An 18,189-nucleotide genomic window follows, 5' to 3' on the forward strand; every position below is an offset into this window, starting at 1 on the left:
GCGGCTACGCCGCCCCCTTCCAAAACTTCCGATGCCGGAGAAGCCGGGCGTGTCGTGGTCGGAGAGGTAAGGGCCTGGAACGTGTTCAGCGTCGTTCAGTGGGCCCGCCGGGGAGGGACCCGGTAGGCGGGGAGGGGCGGAGGCGCGCTCCTCCTACCGGCGATCTGAGCGCCGCGGCGTCCGGGCGTCGGCGGGCCGGTGCCTATGCTGGTCCGCGTGCTGAAAAAGGTGATAGCGACGCGATACGTGCTCGCGCTGCGCGAAGGTGGTTCGCTCCCGGGGTTGGTCGAGGCCGACGACCTGGGGATGTACGTGGTCAAGTTCATCGGCGCCGGCCAGGGGCGCAAGACCCTGGTCGCGGAGGTCGTCGCCGGGGAGCTGGGCCGGGCCCTGGGGCTTCCGGTTCCCGAGCTGGCCCTGGTGGACTTCGACGCGGTGATCGCCCGCGGTGAGCCCGACCAGGAGGTGCAGGCGCTGCTCAAGGCCAGTGGCGGGCTCAACCTGGGGATGGACTTCCTGCCGGGGTCGCTCGGGTTCGATCCCCTGACGTTCGAGGTGGACCCGGGGTTCGCCGGGCGGGTCCTGTGGTTCGACGCGCTCACGGGCAACGTGGACCGCTCGTGGCGCAACCCGAACATGCTGCTGTGGCACGGGAGTCCCTATCTGATCGACCACGGTGCGACGCTGATCTTCCATCACAACTGGTCGGGCGCCGACCGCTTCGTGGGTCGTGCCTACGATGCCGCCGACCACGTCCTGTCGGGGTTCTCGCCCGACGTGGCCGCGGCGGACGAGGAGTTCGCCCCCCTGGTGGACGAGGATCTGCTGCGGGGTGTGGTGGGGCTGGTGCCTGACGAGTGGTTGGTGGACGAGCCGGGGTTCGGCGCCCCGGAGGAGGTGCGGGAGGCGTACGTGAAGCACCTGTCGGCGCGTGTGGCCGACCGTTCGTGGCTGCCGGGGGTGGCGGGGTGAGCGACGTGAGGCGTTACAGCGATGCGGTGACGACGGGGCGTGTGGGCGTGGAGCGTGACCGGGTGGTGTTCGAGTACGCGTTGTTGCGGGTGGTTCCCTGTCTGGAGCGCGGTGAGTGCGTGAACGCCGGTGTGATCGTGTACAGCCAGGAGCGGGGGTTCCTGGCGGCCCGGTGGTCGTTGGACGAGGGGCGTCTGCGTGCGGTGTCGCCGGGGGTGGACGTGGCCGGTGTGCGGCGTGCGCTGGAGGCGGTGGAGGCGATGTGCCGGGGTGGGGCCGGGGCGGGTGCTGCGGGGCGTGAGCGGCCGGGGCAGAGGTTCCGGTGGTTGACCGCTCCGCGGAGCACGGTGGTGCAGCCGGGGCCGATTCACGGGGGGTTGGCGGAGGATCCGGAGGCGGAGTTGGAGAGGCTGTTGGATCGCCTGGTGCGGTGACGCACGGGTTGGTAACGGACATCACAGGCGATTGGTCGGTCGGCGGGGGAGCGATTCGTCCCTTTGGGGTGTTGGTATGGAGTGGTCCATGCCTGTGGGTTCGCTCCCACGCGGCCCCCTTTTCCTCTTTCTTGAGCTGGAGCGCCTGTGCAGTCCCCGAACTCCCCCGCCTCGCCCCCTGTGCAGGGGGCGGGTGAGAGGTCCGAGAACCTGTCGTCGTCCGAGAGTCCTGCTGTGTCCCGGACCGTGCCTTGGACGCGGTCGCGTAGGTCGATCGCGCTGTTGGTGATGGTGCTGGGTGTTCTGACGGCCACGGGGCCGTTGGCGACCGACATGTACCTGCCGGCTTTTCCGGAGATCACGCGGGCTCTGGGGACGGGTGAGGCGCAGATCCAGCTGACGCTGACCTCGATGATGCTGGGTCTGGCCGTGGGGCAGTTGATCCTGGGGCCGATGAGTGACGCGTGGGGGCGTCGGGGGCCTTTGTTGGTGGGTGTGGCCGTGTTCACGGTCACGTCGGTGCTGTGTGTGTTCGTGCCGGATGTGACGTCGTTCATCGTGTTGCGGTTCGTGCAGGGTGTGGCGGGTGCTGCGGGTGCGGTGATTTCGCGTGCGGTGGTGCGTGACCTGTTCGCCGGTGATGACGCGGTGCGGTTCTTCTCGCGTCTGGCGCTGGTGATGATGCTGGCTCCGCTGTTGGCGCCTTTGGCGGGTGCGCAGTTGTTGCTGGTGGGTCCGTGGCAGGTGAGTTTTTGGGTGCTGGCGGTGATGTCGGCGGTCAGTTTCGTGTTGGTGCTGGTGTGGTTGCCGGAGAGTCTTCCGGTGGAGGCGCGTCGTCGTCAGGGGCCGCGTCAGTTGTTGTCGACGGTGGCGGGGTTGGTGCGTCAGCCGCGTTTCGTGGGTCCGGTGCTGACGCTGGGTCTGAGTTTCGGGATGTTGTTCACGTATGTGTCGGCGTTCTCGTTCGTGTCGCAGCAGGAGTTCGGTGCGTCGCCGCAGACGTATGCGTGGCTGTTCGCGGTGAACTCGTTGGGGATGATGGCGGGTACGCAGGCGAACGGTTTCCTGGTGGGTCGTGTGGATACGTTGCGGCGTCTGGGGTTGGGGCTGGGGATGGCTCTGGCTTCGGTGGGTGTGCTCGCGGTGTTGGCGTCGGTGGGTGTGGCGTCGTTGTGGACGGCTGTGGGGTTGTTGGCGTTGATGATGTTCAGCGTCGGTTTCATCATGCCGAATGCGACGGTGACGGCTCTTGACGGGCAGCCGGTCTCGGTGGCGGGTACGGCTTCGGCGTTGATGGGGTCGTTGCAGTTCGCGCTGGGTGGTGGTGTGGCGGCGTTGGCGGGGATGACGCCTTCGGGGCAGGCGTCGTTGTTGAGCATGGCGGTGGTGATGGTGTGTGCTGCGTCGTTGTCGTTGGCGGCGTATGTGTGGACGGTGCGTGCGAAGGTTCGGTGATCCCGGTGGTGTTGGGGTTCGGGTCGTGGTGCCAGGTTGCCGTGGGGTGTGGATTGTGGGCACAGTAGGTCACAATTCACCGATTGAGGCGGGTCTGGTCTTGTGTGGGCCCGTCTTCCGATGTGGCAGAGGATGAATTGGTATGGGCGAGCCGAGTGACACCCCTGGTGCGTGGGCTGTGGGCCTTTCGGGTCTGAGTGACCTGGTCTATGGGGTGGCGAACTCCGACGCCCATGCGGAGGTGTTCTCGGTGCCCCGGGGTGAGGGTGGTTGGGAGCGGGTCACGGCGGGTGAGTTCGCGACCGAGGTGACGGCGGTGGCCAAGGGGTTGGTGGCTGCCGGGGTGGGGGCGGGGGACCGTGTCCTGGTGGCGGCTTCGGCGCATCAGGACTGGGTGCGTGTGGCGTTCGCGGTGTGGTCGGTGCGGGGTGTGCTGGTTCCGTTGCCGGAGTCGGCTTCGGTGGAGCGGGTGGCGCATGTGGTGCGGCAGACGCGTCCGGCGGCGGCGGTGATCCAGGGGGATCGGTTGTTGCGTGCTGCGACGGGGTTGCAGCGTGAGTTGCCGGATCTGGGTCGTGTGTGGCGGATGGAGGCGGGCCTGGAGGGGATCGTCTCGTTGGGCCAGTACATGGATGCGTCGTCGGTGCGGTTCAGGCGGGACGAGACGATGCCGGAGGATGCGGCGGTGGTGCTGTATCCGGTGAGTACGGTGTCGCGTTCGATGCGTGGTGTGGTGTTGTCGCACGGGGCGTTGTTGGCGTCTGCGGCGGGTGTGGTGGATCGGGTGTGGCCGCGGTTGTCGGAGTTGCCGGCGGGGCGGGCGAGTGCGTTGTTGGATCTGCCGTTGTCGCAGGTTCAGGGGTTGGCTTCGTTGTTGGCGTGCATGGTGGGGCGTGTGCGTGTGGGTTTGGCGGGGCCGGGTGGGTTCTTGCGTGGGGCGGAGGTGTTCCGGCCGACGGTGTTGGTGTGTGGTGCGGGGTTGTTGGAGTCGGTGTTCGAGTCCGAGCGCGGGAGTGCGCGTTCGACGGGGTGGGACTCGTTGGGGACGTTCAATTCTGCGGTGGATTCGGCGGTGCAGTTCGACCGGTCGCCGAGGAAGGGTGCCTGGCAGCGGTTGTCGAGGTCGATGTACGACTGGCAGTTCGCGAGGTTGCGTGAGGCGTTGGGGAACCGGGTGCACTTGGCGGTGTGCTGGGGCGGGGGGTTGTCGGACCGGTTGGACTCGTTCTTCGGCGGTGTGGGGATTCCGGTGTTCCAGGTGTTCGGTACGGCGGAGACGGCGGGGGCGTTCGCGGCGGCCGGTGTGGGGGAGCGGGTGCCGGGGACGGTCGGGCGTGCGGTTGGCGGTCGGGAGGTGTGGGTCTCGCGGGAGGGTGAGGCCCATGTGCGTGGCGGGGGCGTGTTCTCGGGTTATTGGGGGGATGAGGAGGCGACGCGGAGTGCGTTCCGTGAGGGGTGGTTGGCGACGGGGTTCGCGGTGGAGGTGGACGGGGACGGTTTTGTGAGTGTGGTGGGGCGGTTGCGTCCGCAGGCGGCTTCGGTGGAGGTGCCCGGGCGGTTCGTGTCCGGGGCCGTGGCGGAGTTGGAGGTGTCGTCGGAGTCGGAGTCGGTTTTGGTGGGGCGGGTTGTGGAGCCGGCGGCTTCTCCGGTTGCTGCGGTTGCTGCGTTGCCGGCGGTGGAGGAGCCGGTGGAGCGCGGTGATGCGGAGTTGGTGGCGGAGTTCGAGGCGCGGTTGCGTGCTCATCCGTTGATCAGTCAGGTGCTGGTGATCGTGGAGGGGCGTCCGTTCGCGAGTGCTCTGGTGACGTTGGTGCGTGATCAGTTGGAGTACTGGCGTTTGGTGAACGGTCGGCCGTTGGCGATGGCGCCTGAGGAGATCGCGGGGGATCGTGATCTGCTGCGTGAGGTGCAGGGGTTGGTGTATGAGGCCAATCGGAGCGTGCCGCGGCATTTGGCGGTGCGGTCGTTCCATGTGTTGGCTGAGGAGTTCACGGTGCAGTCGGGGTTGGTGCAGCCTTCGGGTGAGTTGCGGCGTGAGGCGGTGTTGCGGGCGTTTTCGGAGGAGATCGACGGGTTGTATCGGGCGCGTCGGGATCGGTAGTGGTGTGGTGGTGGCCGCGGCCCTCGGTGTTGTTGCCGGGGGCCGCGGTTTTTTGTGTCTATTGGCCGTTGAGGTAGGCGAGGACGGCGAGGACGCGGCGGCTGTCGTCGGAGGAGGGGGGGAGGTCGAGTTTGGTGAAGATGTTGTTGATGTGTTTGCTGACGGCTTTTTCGGTGATGTAGAGGCGTCCGGCGATGGCGGAGTTGGAGCGTCCTTCGGCCATTTCGGCGAGGACTTCGCGTTCGCGGGGGGTGAGTTGGGCGAGGGGGCCGCTCTGGTCCTGGCGGGCGAGGAGTTGGGAGATGACGGCGGGGTCCATGGCGGTGCCGCCGGCGGCGACGCGGCGGACGGCTTCGATGAACTGGCCGATGTCGAAGACGCGGTCCTTGAGGAGGTAGCCGACTCCGCCTTCGGCGTCGGAGAGGAGTTCGCGGGCGTAGAGCTGTTCGACGTGTTGGGAGAGGACGAGGATGGGGAGTCCGGGGATCTGGGCGCGGGCTCCGATGGCTGCTTGGAGGCCTTCGTCGGTGAAGGTGGGGGGGAGTCGGACGTCGACGACGGCGACGTCGGGTTTGTGTTCGGTGAGGGCTGTGTGGAGGTCGGGTCCGTTGTCGACTGCGGCGACGACGGTGAAGTCGTGTGCTTCGAGGAGTCTGATCAGTCCGTCGCGGAGGAGGGCAAGGTCTTCGGCGATGACAACGCGCACGGGATCTCCAGGGTCACGATGGTGGGGCCGCCCGGTGGGCTGGTGATGTTCATCGTGCCATCGAAGGCGTCGAGGCGTCGTCTGATGCCGGCGAGGCCGCTGCCGGGGGCGGGGTCGGCGCCGCCGGTTCCGTTGTCGGTGACGGTGATGACGAGGTGGTTGCGGCCGTGGTTGATGTGGATCCAGGCCTGGGTGGCGTGTGCGTGTTTGGCGGTGTTGGTGAGGAGTTCGGCGATGGCGAAGTAGGCGGCGGATTCGACGGGGTCGGCGGGGCGGCCGTCGAGGTCGATGGTGACGGTGATGGGGAGGTGGTGGGTGAGGGCGAGGGCGTGGACGGCTCCGTGGAGTCCTCGTTCGACGAGGACGGGTGGGTGGATGCCGCGGACGAGGTCGCGGAGTTCGGTGAGGGCGTGGCGGGTGGTTTCGCGGGCTTCGGTGAGCATGGTGCGGGCGGTGTGGGGGTCTTGTTCGACGATTTGTTCGGCCATGCCGAGGTGCATGCCGAGGGCGACGAGTCGGGCTTGGGCTCCGTCGTGGAGGTCGCGTTCGATGCGTCGGATTTCGGAGGCCTGGGTGTCGATGGTGTTGGCGCGGCTGGTGGCGAGGTGGGCGACGCGGGCGGTGAGTCGGGCTTTTTCGGAGGGGGCGAGGAGGAGGCGGTTGAAGCGGAGGTAGATGTCGAGGGCGGGTGGGAGGAGGAGGAGTCCGAGGGTGAGGAGGAGGGCGGAGGGGGCGAGGAGGATGAGTTGGTCGGTGAGTGTGGTGGGGGCGTAGGTGTTGTAGAGGGCGTTGCCGGCGAGGCCGAGGGCGAAGAGGAGTTGGTAGAGGGCGTGGCCTATGAGGGCGCCGGGGATGGCGATGAGGGTGATGTTGGCTGTTCCGGCGATGAGCCAGAGGAGGTCTTTCCAGGTGCCGGGGTCGGTGATGATCGTGGTTCCGCGGCGGGTGAGGCCTCCTGGGGGGATGGGGCGGTAGGCGGAGGGGATGGGGCCTTTGGGGAGGAGGTGGCTGAGGGTGCGGCGTTGGCTGTCGGCGAGGGTGCGTAGGAGGGTGCCGGTGAGGATGACGAAGGGGAGGCCGATCCAGAAGAGGGTGAGGATGGCGGAGGCGAGGACGAGGGGGAGCAGGAGGAGGGCGGCGATGTTCTGGGAGAGCAGGAGGAAGAGGTAGGCCAGGGTGGTGAGGCGGCCTGCGCGGTGGTGGGGTGCGGTGGCCATGGGTGTTCTTCCGTTCCTGCTGGTGTGGTGTGTGGTGTCCATTCTGGCTTGTGGTGGGTGGTGGTTGCGGTGGTGGTGGCTCCCCTTTTTCGGGGGTGGGCATGGGTGTGGCCCGCCCGGGTGGGGGCGGGTGGGGTGGTGTTGTGGGTCAGGGCCAGCGGATGTCGGTGGCGGTGTCGAGTGCGGGGATGCGGGTGCTGGCGTGGGCGTTGAGGGCGTCGGTGAGTTGGGTCCAGGCCTGGCGGGGGGTGTTGTCGGTGTTGTTGCAGGTGCGTTGTTGGCAGGCGGTGTGTTGGGACATGGCTCCGGCGAAGCGGAGGGGGTCGTCGGCGTGGGTGTGGCCCCAGCGGCTGATGTTGGCCCATTGGCGGGCTTGGATGCCGTCGGTGCGGTAGATCTGGGGGAGGGCGTGGACGGTGGGTCGGCCGCCTCCGGCGAGGTGGTGGACGTCGGCGAGGGTCCAGTTGTTGTTGCAGTGGGCGGTGCCGGTGGTGGGGCAGCCGTCGGCTGAGTTGGCGGTGTGCAGGGGTGTGGTGGTGTTTTTCGTGTAGGCGTCGATCCAGCCGCGGGCCCAGGTGGGGGTGGACCAGGCGGGTTCGGCGTCGAGGGCGCCGGTGATGGTGACGGCGGGTGTGGTGGAGCGTTGGCGTGCGTCGTGGACGAGGGTGGCCCATTGTTTGCCGGCGGTGGGGCCGGTGAGGTTGCCGTCGTCCTTGTTGTTGACGCCGAGGGCGAGGGTGGCTGTGGTTTGGCCGGTGCGGCAGTCGGTGAAGCCTTGGGCCCAGTGGTGGGCGTAGGAGGCGGCTTTGGTGGTGGCTGCGCGGGGTGTGGTGGTGGCGTGGCTGGTGCCGGGTTCGCGGAGTTGGTGGTCGGTTTCCTGGGTGCCGAAGAAGAGGATGCGGACGCCGTTGGTGCCGGTGCGGGCTTCGGTGCATCCGGCGTCGCGTGCGTGGTCGGCTGTGGCGGGGCCCAGGGGGACGTAGCGGCTTGTGGTGTGTCCGGGGTAGGTGGTGGTGTGGGTGGGGGTGGTTGTGGGGGTTGTGGTGGCGTGTGCGGGGGCGGGCAGGGTGAGTGCGGTGGCGAGTGCGGTGGCGAGCAGGCGTTGTGTGGTGGTGGCCATGGCAGTATTATTACCGTTTGTGGCTTTGCCTACACTCAGAGTGACGTTTTGGGCGTGTTCGGGGCGTTCGCGGCATCTGGTGCGTGGGGTGGGAAGGAGTGCGGGACGGTGCGGCGGTCGCCTCACGGCGTGGCGCACAACGCGGTTCCGTGGCCGCCCCTGGGGGCGCGGTGTTCCGCGAAGGCTTTGTGTGAGCCCGGGGGACACTTGCTACCGCACCGTCCCGCAGTGGGGTCAACGGGTCGGGGGGTGCGGCTATTCCCGTGGGGGCCGGTTGGGGGTGTGGGTGGTGGTTTGTGACGCTGCGGACGTGGTCCGTGCGGGTTTTTGGCGCAACTCGCCGTCGACGATTTCCCGTGTCTTGCCACGACCTGTGATGATCGGGAGTGTGTGGCGTGAACTGATCCTGGAGATGTATCCCGAGGCCGATCTGTACGATCCGGCCGATGAGGTGACCCTTGCCGAGGTGGAGAAGCGGTTGATGCTGCCTCTGCCGTTCGAGTTGGCCTCCCTGTTGCGGGAGACGGACGGGGTGACCAACGAGTACGGGGACGCGGTGGTGTGGAGTGCCCGGCGCCTGGTGGAGGACAACCTGGCGATGCGGGGTGAGCCCGATTATCTGGAGTTGTACGCGCCTTTCGACGAGATGATCTTCTTCGGCGACTCCGACATGGGGCCGCAGTTCGCCTACGTGCACACCGACTACGGTCCGGGGATCGTGGTGTGGGATCATGAGAGCGACCGGCGGCGGCTGGTGGTGGTGTCGTTGCGCGACTACCTGGCGCGATGCCTGATCCAGGGCAATTCCTGGTTCCGTTGACCGGGTGCTCCGTGCGTGGCTGACCTGCCGTTTCGTGCTATTTTTCGGGGTATTGGTGGCGTTGTGTCACTGTTTGTCTCCCCTAGTGCGTTTGAGAGTAGGACCATGTCGGAGCAGTCCACGCCTGCCCATGTCGCCGCTGTTGTCCAGGGCCGGGAGGTGGAGGACTTCCCCGAACTGGCCCCGGAGGCCTCGCGCGGCCGTGTGCGGCGCATCACCGTGACGGGTGAGGAGGTCCTGCACCGGCGCAACGCGGAGGTGCCCGAGCAGATGTGGGGCGGCCGGGAGCTGCACCAGCTCGTCGACGACATGTTCGTGACGATGTACGCGGCCGAGGGTGTGGGCCTGGCGGGCAACCAGGTGGGTGTGGACCTGCGGCTGTTCGTCTACGACTGCCCCGACGACGACGGGGTGCGCCACGTGGGGCACGTGGTCAACCCGGTGCTGGACGAGCGCGACCCGGAGGAGGCCGTGGAGGTCGACAGCGAGGGCTGCCTGTCGGTACCGGGCCCGCACGCGGACCTGGGGCGGGCCGCGACCGCGACGGTGCGTGGCGTGGACCGGGACGGCAACCCGGTGGTGGTGAGCGGGAGCGGGTACTTCGCCCGGTGCCTGCAGCACGAGACCGACCACACCATGGGCCGGCTGTACGTGGACCGGCTCTCGGCGCGCGAGCGCAAGCGGGTGTTGAAGAAGATGAACGAGATGGCCAACGACGTGTTCGCGCGTCGTGAGGAGCGTGCGGCGCAGCTGGCGGAGGAGTTCGCGGGCTGAGCGCGCGAGCGCGAAGGGGGTGTCCCGGCGTCGGCCGGGGCACCCTTTTTCTGTGGCCGCCGGGGTGGGCGGTCGGCGCCGTGTTCTCACCACGTGCCCTGCCCGTGGCCTGTGGCGGGGGCGGCCTCCGGGGCCGGGGCCCGAAGGCGTGCGGACCGGTGGGGCCGGGGCGGGCGCCCCGGGGAGTGGGGTCGGAGGGGTTCGGCCGCTTGTGCGGCGCCGTGGTCCCCCGAGGGCCCCGCCGACGGGGTCCGGCGTTCTGGGGCTAGGCCTTCGCGACGGCCGGTTCGGGTACTCACGGTGGCGTTGTCATCGCGGAGGGTGGCGGTGGATGGTCGTGTGCGGTGGTCGGTGGTGGTGTGGTCGGCGGGTGCCTTTGGGGGACTTGTTGGTCCGAAATGATGGGTTTAGGGGTGCCAGTGGTGGAATGTGGCTCTGTTTATGGCTCCTCCGGTGGGGGGTGTGACTCTTCTGTGACCGCGGGGGGCGGTAGATTGCGCGGCATGCACAACGGGGACGAGGTCGGCCGGGAGCCGGCGCACAGGGTGGTCGTCTACACCGACGGGGCGTGCAGCGGCAACCCCGGCCCGGGAGGGTGGGGGGTGTGGCTGAGCTACGGCGAGCACGAGAAGGAGCTGTACGGGAGCGAGGAGCAGACCACCAACAACCGGATGGAGCTGATGGCGGCCATCCAGGCGTTGGAGAGCTTGAAGAAGCCGCTGCCGGTGCTGGTGCACACCGATTCCTCCTATGTGCGCAACGGGATCACGACCTGGCTGCACGGGTGGAAGAAGCGCGGGTGGCGCACGGCCGACAAGAAGCCGGTGAAGAACGTGGACCTGTGGCAGCGCCTGGACGAGGTGGCCTCGCGCTACGAGGTGGAGTGGCGCTGGGTGCGCGGGCACAGCGGCGACGAGGGCAACGAGCGTGCGGACGAGTTGGCCCGGCGCGGGCGTGATGAGGCGGCCGGGCGGTAGGCGGTCTGCGGGTGTGGGGTGGCGGCGGTCCCTGTGGGGGCCGCCGTTCTCGTGTGCGGGGCCGGGTGCGGCGGGGTGGGCCGCGGGTGGTTCAGAGGGCGTCGGCGTCCTGGGCGAGGGCCTGGACCATGAGGCGGCGGGGTCCGGGGCCCGCGGCGGCGAGTTCGTCGTCGGGGTTGGACAGGGTGCAGGTGTCCAGGGACAGGCAGCCGCAGCCGATACAGCCGGTGAGGTCGTCGCGCAGGCGGATGAGCTGGGCGATGCGCGTGTCGAGTTCGTCGCGCCACTGTTCGGAGACGGCGGCCCAGTCGGTGCGGGTGGGGGTGCGGTTGTCGGGGAGGGCTTCGAGGGCCTGGCGGATGCGGGCCAGGGGCATGCCGACGCGTTGGGAGATGCGGATGAAGGAGACCCGGCGCAGGGTGTCGCGGCGGTAGCGGCGCTGGTTGCCGCTGGTGCGGCGGCTGTGGATGAGCCCTTGGCGTTCGTAGAAGTGCAGGGCGGAGACGGCGACTCCGGCGCGTTCGGCGACCTGGCCGACGGTGAGTTCCTTGGTGATGGGTGGCACGGTGCCCATCTTAGGTCGTGGGTGGTGGTGGGGTGCGTGGGTCAGGGGGTGCGGGTGCGGTGGGCGCCGTGGAGGGCGTACAGGCGTGCGTAGGCGCCGCCGCGGACGAGGAGTTGGTGGTGGGTGCCGGTTTCGGTGACGCGTCCGTTGCGCAGGAGGAGGATGCGGTCGGCGGTGCGGGTGTGGGTGGGGTGGTCGGTGAGGGAGAGCAGGGCGGTGTCGGGGGTGGGGGTGGGCGGGGGTGGTGCTGGGGTGGTCAGGAGGAAGAGGCGGGCGCCGGTGTGGCGGGTGTAGAGGGTGCGGGCCTGGTGGATGCGGGTGGTCAGGGCGGGGTCGAGGCGGGTGAGGGGGGTGTGCAGGTGGGCGGGGTCGAGTCCGGTGGTGGTGAGGGTGTGGGTGAGGTGGGGGTCGTGGGGGTCGGGGGCGGGGTGGCCGGTGATGGTCTGGGCGAGGGTGGTGTGGGGGGCGGGGGTGAGCAGGTGGGTGGGGGTGTGGGTGGTGATGCGGCCGCGGGTGGGGGTGGTGCGGTGGGTGAGCAGGTGGGTGAGGGCGGTGGTGGCGGTGGGGGTGAGGCCGACGAGGGAGACGTGTTCGCCGGGGTGGACGGTGAGGTCGAGGTGGTCCAGCAGCGGGGGGTGGGCGGGGGGCAGGGACACGTCGTGGAACTCGAGGAGGGGTCGGGTGGTGGGTGGGGTGTGTGCGGGGCTGCGGCGCAGCTTTCCGCGGTTGGTGAGCCTCACGGGTGTCCGTTCGTGTGGGTGGTCGTCACCTGCCTGGGATTGTCCTGGGCGCATGAGAGTTCTCGTTATCTGTTCGTGTCCTTGGTCTCCGTGGGTGGGTGTTCGGTGTGTGGAACGGGCGGTGGGGCGGGTTGGTTCCCGGGGGTGGTGGTGGGTGTGGGCAGGGGTGTGGGCCCGCGCCCGGTGGTGGGTGCGGGCCGTGGGGGGCGGGGGTCAGCGGAAGTCGGTGGCGTGGTCGGCGACCCATTGGCGGTAGGAGCGTGCGGGGCGGCGGAGGATCTTTTCGACGGTGGTGGTGGCGGGTTCGGGCTCGGCGGAGGCGGGGTCGTGGGGGGCGGTGTGGGTCAGGGTCAGGTCCAGGACCTGGGCGAGGATGCGGACCTGTTCGGCTTCGGTGTGGTGGTGGGGGCCGGTGAGGTGGTGGGTGCGCTCGTGGTGGTGTTCGGGGTGGGTGAGGGCGTGGACGGCGACGTCGGCGATGTCTGCTTCGTGGATGAGGGGCCCGCCCGGGTGGGGGCGGGTGGAGTGGACGGTGCGGTGGGTGCGGATGCGGGGGGCCCAGCGCAGGGTGGTGGCGGCCGGTGTGCCGGGGCGCAGGAGGGTCCAGTGGGCGCCGGAGCGGGTGATGAGGTTCTCGAGGTGTCCGTGGGTGCTGTCGCGGGGGTCGGGGGCGCGGGGGTCGGCTGTGGCTGAGGAGAGGTAGACGATGTGGCGGGCGTGGTGGGCCAGGGCGGTGATGAAGTCGGCGGCGTGGTCGGGGGTGGGGTGGGGCCAGGTGAGGAAGGCGGAGGTGGCGCCGTGCAGGGCGGCGGGCCAGGTGGCGGGGTCGTGCAGGTCGGCGCGGACGGTGGGTGTGCCGTGGGGGATGCGGGGGTGGTGGGGGTGGGGGGTCAGGGCGCGGACGGGGTGGGTGTGGGTGAGCAGGGTGGTCAGGACGTGGTGTGCGACGGTGCCGGTGGGTGTGGTGATCAGGTGCACGGGTGGTTCCTCGGGGTGGGTGGGTGTGCCCCCACGCTTGCACCTGAAGTTTGGTTGAGGTCAAGGTGTGGTGGCAGGAAGGGTGGGGTGTGCGACCTTGTGGCCGCCTCGGGGGCCGGTGAGGATGGGGGCATGGTCCATGAGGTGGTGGTGGTCGTCTTCGACGGGGTGCAGAGCCTGGACGTGACGGGTCCGCTGGAGGTGTTCTCGGGGGCCTCGTATGTGCGCGAGGGGTTCTACCGGGTGCGTACGGCGTCGTTGGGCGGGGGCGCGGTGGTCTGCTCCAGCGGTCTGGGGTTGGCGCCGTAGGTGGCGTTGGAGCGGGCGGGGCGGGTGGACACCCTGGTGGTGGCGGGGGGTGAGGGCACGCGGGGCGAGCAGCCCGGCCTGGTGGGGTGGCTGCGCGCGAACGCGGGGGGTGCGGGGCGGGTGGCGTCGGTGTGCACGGGGGCGTTCCTGTTGGCGGAGGCGGGTGTGCTGGACGGGTTGCGGGCGACCACGCACTGGGCCTCGTGCGGGCGTCTGGCGCGGGAGTACCCGTCGGTGCGGGTGGAGGCGGAGCCGATCTTCGTGAGGTCGGGGGGTGTGGTGACCTCGGCGGGGGTGACGGCGGGGATCGACATGGCGTTGGCGCTGGTGGAGGAGGACCTGGGTGCCGGTGTGGCGCTGGAGGTGGCGCGCCACATGGTGGTGTTCCTGCGCAGGCCCGGCAACCAGGCGCAGTTCTCGACCCATGTGTCGGTGCGGGCTGCGCGTGCGGGGCCGGTGCGCCGGGTGCTGCACTGGATCGCCGAGCATCCGGGGGAGGACCTGTCGGTGGGGGCCCTGGCGGAGCGGGCGGGGTTGTCCGCGCGCCAGTTCGCGCGGGTGTTCGCGCGTGAGGTGGGGTGTACGCCGGGCCGGTATGTGGAGCGGGTGCGGGTGGAGACGGCGCGGCGCCTGTTGGAGGAGGACGGGGCTCCGGCGGCGGTGGTGGCGCGGCGGGCCGGGTTCGCCAGTGCCGAGGTGATGCGGCGTTCGTTCGTGCGTGCGCTGGGGTGCGGGCCGGCCCTGTACCGGGAGCGGTTCGGTTCGGGGGCGGGCTGAGGGCCTGCCCCCCTTTTTTCTTTTTCCGTGGGTTGTTCGTGTGTGTCCCGCCGTGTGCGGCGGGGCCTGTTAGGTGATGGACGGAGTGTGGTCGTGGTGCGTGCGGCGATCGTGTTGTTCGAGGGTTTCACCCTGTTGGACGCGGCCGGTCCCTATGAGATGTGGAGCGGTCTGCCGGGGGTGGAGACGGTGTTCGTGGCCGCCGAGCGGGGGCCGGTGCGCGATGCGGGCGGGGGTGCGGCGCTGGTGGCGCAGGCGTCCTTGGGGGAGGTGGACCGTGCGGAGGTGGTGTGCGTGCCCGGCGGTCCGGGGCAGGGGCGGCACATGGGGGGCGGGCCGCTGGTGGAGTGGGTGCGCCAGGTGGACGGGGCCAGTACGTGGACGACGTCGGTGTGCACGGGTTCGCTGGTGCTGGCGGCGGCGGGGCTGTTGGAGGGGCGCCGGGCCACCTCGCACTGGGCGGCGGTGGAGGAGCTGGGGCGCTGGGGTGCGGTGCCCGTGCGCGAGCGGGTGGTGTGGGAGGGCAAGTACGTGACGGCGGCGGGGGTGTCGGCGGGGATCGACATGGCGTTGGCGCTGGCGGAGCGGTTGGCGGGGTTGCAGGCGGCGCAGCTGGTGCAGTTGGCCACCGAGTACGACCCGCGCCCGCCCTTCGACGCGGGGTCGGTGGAGAGCGCGCCGGCCGGGGTGGTGGCGCTGGCGCGCTCGTACTCGCGGTTCCTGCTGGGGGAGCAGGGGTGAGGGGCGCCACAGGGGCGGTGCGGTGTGGGGGCGGGTAGGGGTTCGGTGTCCTCTTCCCCCGGTGTGAGAGGTGGGTGTGGGCCGTGGGCCCTGCTGTGGACGGTGGAGCGGACCTTGAGCGCCTTGCGCGCGGGTACCGCGGTTTCGCCCGGCACTGTGCGGCGGGGGGTTCCCCCGCCTATGCGCGGATCTGTGAGGAGGTGGCGCGGGACGGGGAGGTGCTGGGTCTGGTGGCGTCCCTGCCGCGGGGCAACAAGAGGCAGCCCAACCTGTTGTTGGGGGCGGTGCGCTACCTGGGCGGGCCGGTGCAGGGGTGGGAGCCGTGGCGGGCGTGGCTGGTGGGGCACTGGGAGCAGGTGCGGCGGGTGGTGATGGAGCGGCACACCCAGACCAACGAGGTGCGCCGGTGTACGGCGCTGCTGCCGGTGCTGGCGGGTGTGCCGGGCCCGTTGGCGCTGTTGGAGGTGGGTGCCTCGGCGGGGCTGTGCCTGTATCCGGACCGGTACCGGTACTCCTTCGACAGCGGGGCGCAGGTGGGCCCTGCGGGCAGCCCGGTGCTGTTGGAGTGTGCGACCTCGGGCGGGGTGCCGGTTCCGGAGCGGGTGCCGCGGGTGGTGTGGCGGGCGGGGGTGGACCTGAACCCGTTGGATGCGGGCGCCGAGGAGGATGTGCGCTGGTTGGAGGCGCTGGTGTGGCCGGGGCGGGAGGAGGAGGGGCGGCGTGCGCGGCTGCGCGGGGCGGCGTCGGTGGTGGCGGCCGATCCGCCGCTGCTGGTGGAGGGGGACCTGGTGGAGCGGGTGGGTGCGGTGGCGGCCCTGGCCCCGGCGGGGGCGACGCTGGTGGTGTTCCACAGTGCGGTGCTGGCCTACCTGTCGCAGGAGCGGCGGGAGGAGTTCGTGCGGGTGGTGGGTGCCCTGGAGGGGCGCTGGGTGGCGAACGAGGGGTGGCGGGTGTTCGCGGGGTGGGAGAACGCGGAGCCGGTGGTGGAGACCGATTTCACGGTGGCGGTGGACGGGCGGGTGGTGGCCTATGCCGGTGAGCACGGGCAGTCGCTGGCCTGGGTGTGAGGCGGTGGCGGTGGAGGGGCCCCCTCCCCTGGGGGGGAGGGGGCCTGTGGTGTGTCTACCCGGTGGCGGGGTGGGCGTCGACTTCGGCGATGAGGGCCTTCTTGCGTTCGGGGGGCAGGAAGGAGGCGGTGAAGGAGTTGCGGGCGAGTTGGCGCAGGGTGGCCTCGTCCAGGCCCAGGTGGGTGCGCAGGGCCTCGTAGTTGTCGTGGACGTAGCCGCCGAAGTAGGAGGGGTCGTCGGAGTTGACGGTGACCAGGAGCCCGGCGTCGAGGAGGGCGGGCAGGGGGTGCTGGGCGAGGGTGGGCACGGCGCGCAGGCGCACGTTGGACAGGGGGCACACGGTGAGGGGGGTCTGGGTGCGGGCCAGGTGGGCGAGCAGGTCGGGGTCCTCCAGGGCGCGGATGCCGTGGTCGATGCGTTCGGCGTGCAGGAGGTTCAGGGCCTGCCAGATGTAGGAGGGGGGTCCTTCCTCTCCGGCGTGGGCGACGCAGCGCAGGCCCAGGTCGCGGGCGGCGGCGAAGACGGCGGTGAAGTTCTGGGGCGGGTGTCCGACCTCGGCGGAGTCCAGGCCCACGGCGCTGATGCGGTGCAGGTGGGGGCGGGCCTGGTGGAGGGTGTGCAGGGCTTCGGAGGCGGGGCGGTCGCGGAGGAAGCACAGGATGAGGGCGGTGCTGATGCCGTGGTCGCGCAGGCTGGTGTCCAGGGCGGCGGCCAGGCCGTTGACGACGGTGTCCAGGGGGATGCCGCGGCTGGTGTGGGCCTGGGGGTCGAAGAAGATCTCGGCGTGGCGCACGCCCTGGGCTGCGGCGCGGGTGAGGTAGGCGTTGGCCAGGTCGGTGAAGTCGGCTTCGGTGCGCAGGACGTCCATGAGCTCGTAGTAGAGGTTCAGGAAGGACTGCAGGTCGGTGAAGGAGTAGGCGGCGCGCAGGTCCTGGACGGTGGGGTGGGGCAGGGTGATGCCGTTGCGGTGGGCGAGGGTGAAGGCGAGTTCGGGTTCGAGGGTGCCTTCGATGTGGAGGTGGAGTTCGGCTTTGGGCAGGGGCATGGCGGTGCTCTCTTGTGACGGGTGTGGTGTGTGTGGTCATTGTGGCTGATGGGTGGGGGTGGGTGGGTCGTGTGCGGGGGCGTTGTGGCCCACATCGGGTGTGGGTGTTGTGGGTGGCTGCGGTGCGCTGGGCGGGGTGGGCGGTGGGTAGGTTCCGGGGGGTTGGTGGTCTCCTCCTGGAAGGTGGCGGTGTATGGGAATCGATGTGGGCGCGGTGCGGGCGGACACCCCGGCGGTCGCGGATCTGGTGCATCTGAACAACGCGGGTTCGTCGTTGCCGCCGGTGCCGGTGGTGGAGGCGGTGGTGGGGCACCTGCGGTTGGAGGCGCGGGTGGGCGGCTATGAGGCGGCCGAGCGCGCCGAGGGGCTGGTGGAGGGGTTCTACACGGCGGTGGCGCGGATGCTGGGGGCGCGGCCGGAGGAGGTGGCGTTCGTGGAGAGTGCGACGCGGGCGTGGGAGGCGGGGTTCGGTGCGGTGCGCCTGGAGGCGGGGGACCGGGTGCTGACGACCACGAGCGAGTACCCCAGTAACGCGTTGGGGCTGGTCAAGGCGGCCCGTGAGCGGGGTGTGCGGGTGGAGGTGGTTCCGGACGGCCCGGAGGGGGTGGTGGATCTGGGGGCGTTGGAGCGGGAGCTGGGGCGGGGCGGGGTGCGGTTGGTGGCGTTGAACCACATGCCCACGCACAACGGGTTGGTCAACCCCGTGCAGGAGGTGGGGGCGCTGTGCCGGGCGGCGGGGGCGGTGTTCCTGTTGGATGCGTGCCAGTCGGTGGGGCAGTGGGATCTGGATGTGGAGCGGTTGGGGTGCGATCTGTTGACGGGGACGGGGCGCAAGTTCCTGCGGGGGCCGCGGGGGACGGGTTTTCTGTACGCGCGTGCGGGTGCGGACCTGGTGGAGCCGGCGGTGGTGGATGTGTCCTCGGCGCACTGGGTGGGGGAGGGCGAGTACCGGGTGCGTGCCGATGCGCGTCGTTTTGAGAGTTTCGAGCGCAGTGTGGCTGGTCAGATCGGTTTGGGTGTGGCGGTGGACTACGCGGTGGCGCTGGGGTTGGAGCGGGTCCGGGAGCGGGTGGGGGCTCTGGCGGAGTACGCGCGGGAGCGGTTGGGGCAGGTGGCGGGGGTGCGGGTGCTGGACCGGGGGGCGGTGCGGTCGGGGATCGTGACGTTCGCGGTGCGGGGGGTGCCGGCCGAGCATGTGCGGGCGCACCTGGTGGGGGCCCGGGTGAACGTGAGTGTGGCGCGGGTGTGGAACCAGGTGTGGGAGCCGCGGGAGGGGGTGGACGAGGCGGTGCGGGCCTCGGTGCACTACTTCAACACCGAGGAGGAGGTGGAGGTGTTGGTGCGGGAGGTGAAGGAGCGCCAGGGGCGGGGGTGAGCCCTGCCGGGCGGGG

Annotated in this window: 17 protein-coding genes and 1 pseudogene; 11 read left to right on the forward strand and 7 right to left on the reverse strand. The window is 70.3% G+C overall.

Annotated features, from left to right (window positions below):
- Positions 1 to 204 precede the first annotated feature (204 nt).
- From ACFQBR_RS03640 to ACFQBR_RS03655, 4 genes are all read left to right on the forward strand, one after another.
- Positions 205 to 972, forward strand: a complete 768-nt coding sequence (locus ACFQBR_RS03640; protein ID WP_267950399.1) for a HipA family kinase — start codon at positions 205 to 207, stop codon at positions 970 to 972.
- A complete protein-coding gene (locus ACFQBR_RS03645; protein WP_267944494.1) occupies positions 969 to 1,406 on the forward strand; it encodes a DUF3037 domain-containing protein in 438 nt (145 codons plus the stop codon). Before ACFQBR_RS03640 ends, ACFQBR_RS03645 begins: the two co-directional genes overlap by 4 nt.
- Positions 1,407 to 1,553: 147 nt before the next feature.
- Positions 1,554 to 2,861 carry a multidrug effflux MFS transporter gene (locus tag ACFQBR_RS03650; protein ID WP_378552054.1) on the forward strand — a complete coding sequence of 436 codons (1,308 nt, stop codon included), beginning with the start codon at positions 1,554 to 1,556 and terminating at the stop codon, positions 2,859 to 2,861.
- A 142-nt stretch (positions 2,862 to 3,003) separates the two neighbouring features.
- Positions 3,004 to 4,962, forward strand: coding sequence for an AMP-binding protein (locus ACFQBR_RS03655; protein WP_344176153.1), 1,959 nt, complete (start codon positions 3,004 to 3,006; stop codon positions 4,960 to 4,962).
- A gap of 58 nt (positions 4,963 to 5,020) precedes the next feature.
- Here ACFQBR_RS03655 and ACFQBR_RS03660 read toward each other — a convergent pair whose 3' ends face one another.
- From ACFQBR_RS03660 to ACFQBR_RS03670, 3 genes are all read right to left on the reverse strand, one after another.
- Complete coding sequence (locus tag ACFQBR_RS03660) at positions 5,021 to 5,668, reverse strand: LuxR C-terminal-related transcriptional regulator (protein WP_267944492.1); 648 nt, start codon at positions 5,666 to 5,668, stop codon at positions 5,021 to 5,023.
- Complete coding sequence (locus ACFQBR_RS03665; RefSeq protein ID WP_344176155.1) at positions 5,620 to 6,885, reverse strand: sensor histidine kinase; 1,266 nt, start codon at positions 6,883 to 6,885, stop codon at positions 5,620 to 5,622. The genes ACFQBR_RS03660 and ACFQBR_RS03665 overlap by 49 nt, the downstream gene beginning before the upstream one ends.
- Positions 6,886 to 7,033: 148 nt before the next feature.
- Positions 7,034 to 8,005 (reverse strand): hypothetical protein, encoded by a 972-nt coding sequence (locus ACFQBR_RS03670; RefSeq protein WP_344176157.1) that lies wholly within the window; start codon positions 8,003 to 8,005, stop codon positions 7,034 to 7,036.
- 376 nt (positions 8,006 to 8,381) lie between these two features.
- On the opposite strand from ACFQBR_RS03670, the gene ACFQBR_RS03675 reads away from it, so the two are divergent.
- From ACFQBR_RS03675 to rnhA, 3 genes are all read left to right on the forward strand, one after another.
- Positions 8,382 to 8,825 (forward strand): SMI1/KNR4 family protein, encoded by a 444-nt coding sequence (locus ACFQBR_RS03675; protein WP_267950397.1) that lies wholly within the window; start codon positions 8,382 to 8,384, stop codon positions 8,823 to 8,825.
- A 105-nt stretch (positions 8,826 to 8,930) separates the two neighbouring features.
- A complete protein-coding gene (gene def, locus ACFQBR_RS03680; protein ID WP_267950193.1) occupies positions 8,931 to 9,599 on the forward strand; it encodes a peptide deformylase in 669 nt (222 codons plus the stop codon).
- Between the two features lie 503 nt (positions 9,600 to 10,102).
- Positions 10,103 to 10,576, forward strand: coding sequence for a ribonuclease HI (gene rnhA, locus ACFQBR_RS03685; RefSeq protein WP_267950192.1), 474 nt, complete (start codon positions 10,103 to 10,105; stop codon positions 10,574 to 10,576).
- Between the two features lie 91 nt (positions 10,577 to 10,667).
- Here the strand turns inward: rnhA and soxR are convergent, their stop codons facing one another.
- From soxR to ACFQBR_RS03700, 3 genes are all read right to left on the reverse strand, one after another.
- Positions 10,668 to 11,141, reverse strand: coding sequence for a redox-sensitive transcriptional activator SoxR (gene soxR, locus ACFQBR_RS03690; protein ID WP_267950191.1), 474 nt, complete (start codon positions 11,139 to 11,141; stop codon positions 10,668 to 10,670).
- 41 nt (positions 11,142 to 11,182) lie between these two features.
- On the reverse strand, positions 11,183 to 11,881 hold the full coding sequence (locus tag ACFQBR_RS03695) for an ABC transporter ATP-binding protein (protein ID WP_378552059.1): 699 nt from the start codon (positions 11,879 to 11,881) through the stop codon (positions 11,183 to 11,185).
- 213 nt (positions 11,882 to 12,094) lie between these two features.
- Positions 12,095 to 12,859: an SDR family oxidoreductase gene (locus ACFQBR_RS03700; protein WP_378552062.1), complete on the reverse strand. Its 765-nt coding sequence runs from the start codon at positions 12,857 to 12,859 to the stop codon at positions 12,095 to 12,097.
- 132 nt (positions 12,860 to 12,991) lie between these two features.
- Here ACFQBR_RS03700 and ACFQBR_RS03710 point away from each other — a divergent pair.
- The 3 genes and pseudogenes from ACFQBR_RS03710 to ACFQBR_RS03720 all read left to right on the forward strand — a co-directional run bounded on the left by ACFQBR_RS03710 (position 12,992) and on the right by ACFQBR_RS03720 (position 15,753).
- Positions 12,992 to 13,945 (forward strand): annotated as a pseudogene (locus ACFQBR_RS03710) (GlxA family transcriptional regulator).
- A gap of 87 nt (positions 13,946 to 14,032) precedes the next feature.
- Positions 14,033 to 14,686 carry a DJ-1/PfpI family protein gene (locus tag ACFQBR_RS03715; RefSeq protein WP_378552069.1) on the forward strand — a complete coding sequence of 218 codons (654 nt, stop codon included), beginning with the start codon at positions 14,033 to 14,035 and terminating at the stop codon, positions 14,684 to 14,686.
- Between the two features lie 83 nt (positions 14,687 to 14,769).
- On the forward strand, positions 14,770 to 15,753 hold the full coding sequence (locus ACFQBR_RS03720) for a DUF2332 domain-containing protein (protein ID WP_378552072.1): 984 nt from the start codon (positions 14,770 to 14,772) through the stop codon (positions 15,751 to 15,753).
- Positions 15,754 to 15,808: 55 nt separating this feature from the next.
- Here ACFQBR_RS03720 and ACFQBR_RS03725 read toward each other — a convergent pair whose 3' ends face one another.
- The gene (locus ACFQBR_RS03725) at positions 15,809 to 16,798 is read right to left on the reverse strand and encodes an adenosine deaminase (protein ID WP_267950188.1); all 990 of its coding nucleotides are present in this window, start codon (positions 16,796 to 16,798) and stop codon (positions 15,809 to 15,811) included.
- 193 nt (positions 16,799 to 16,991) lie between these two features.
- On the opposite strand from ACFQBR_RS03725, the gene ACFQBR_RS03730 reads away from it, so the two are divergent.
- Positions 16,992 to 18,173 carry an aminotransferase class V-fold PLP-dependent enzyme gene (locus ACFQBR_RS03730; protein ID WP_344185022.1) on the forward strand — a complete coding sequence of 394 codons (1,182 nt, stop codon included), beginning with the start codon at positions 16,992 to 16,994 and terminating at the stop codon, positions 18,171 to 18,173.
- The last annotated feature ends 16 nt before the right edge of the window (positions 18,174 to 18,189 follow it).

Origin of the sequence: Nocardiopsis tropica, assembly GCF_042660575.1 — a bacterium.
Taxonomy (GTDB): Bacteria; Actinomycetota; Actinomycetes; order Streptosporangiales; family Streptosporangiaceae; genus Nocardiopsis; species Nocardiopsis tropica.

Coding starts and splice junctions, on each gene's coding strand:
- ACFQBR_RS03640 (WP_267950399.1), top strand. CDS start 205: ATGCTGGTCCGCGTGCTGAAAAAGGTGATAGCGACGCGATACGTGCTC.
- ACFQBR_RS03655 (WP_344176153.1), top strand. CDS start 3,004: ATGGGCGAGCCGAGTGACACCCCTGGTGCGTGGGCTGTGGGCCTTTCG.
- ACFQBR_RS03665 (WP_344176155.1), bottom strand. CDS start 6,885: ATGGCCACCGCACCCCACCACCGCGCAGGCCGCCTCACCACCCTGGCC.
- ACFQBR_RS03670 (WP_344176157.1), bottom strand. CDS start 8,005: ATGGCCACCACCACACAACGCCTGCTCGCCACCGCACTCGCCACCGCA.
- ACFQBR_RS03675 (WP_267950397.1), top strand. CDS start 8,382: ATGATCGGGAGTGTGTGGCGTGAACTGATCCTGGAGATGTATCCCGAG.
- def (WP_267950193.1), top strand. CDS start 8,931: ATGTCGGAGCAGTCCACGCCTGCCCATGTCGCCGCTGTTGTCCAGGGC.
- rnhA (WP_267950192.1), top strand. CDS start 10,103: ATGCACAACGGGGACGAGGTCGGCCGGGAGCCGGCGCACAGGGTGGTC.
- ACFQBR_RS03725 (WP_267950188.1), bottom strand. CDS start 16,798: ATGCCCCTGCCCAAAGCCGAACTCCACCTCCACATCGAAGGCACCCTC.
- ACFQBR_RS03730 (WP_344185022.1), top strand. CDS start 16,992: ATGGGAATCGATGTGGGCGCGGTGCGGGCGGACACCCCGGCGGTCGCG.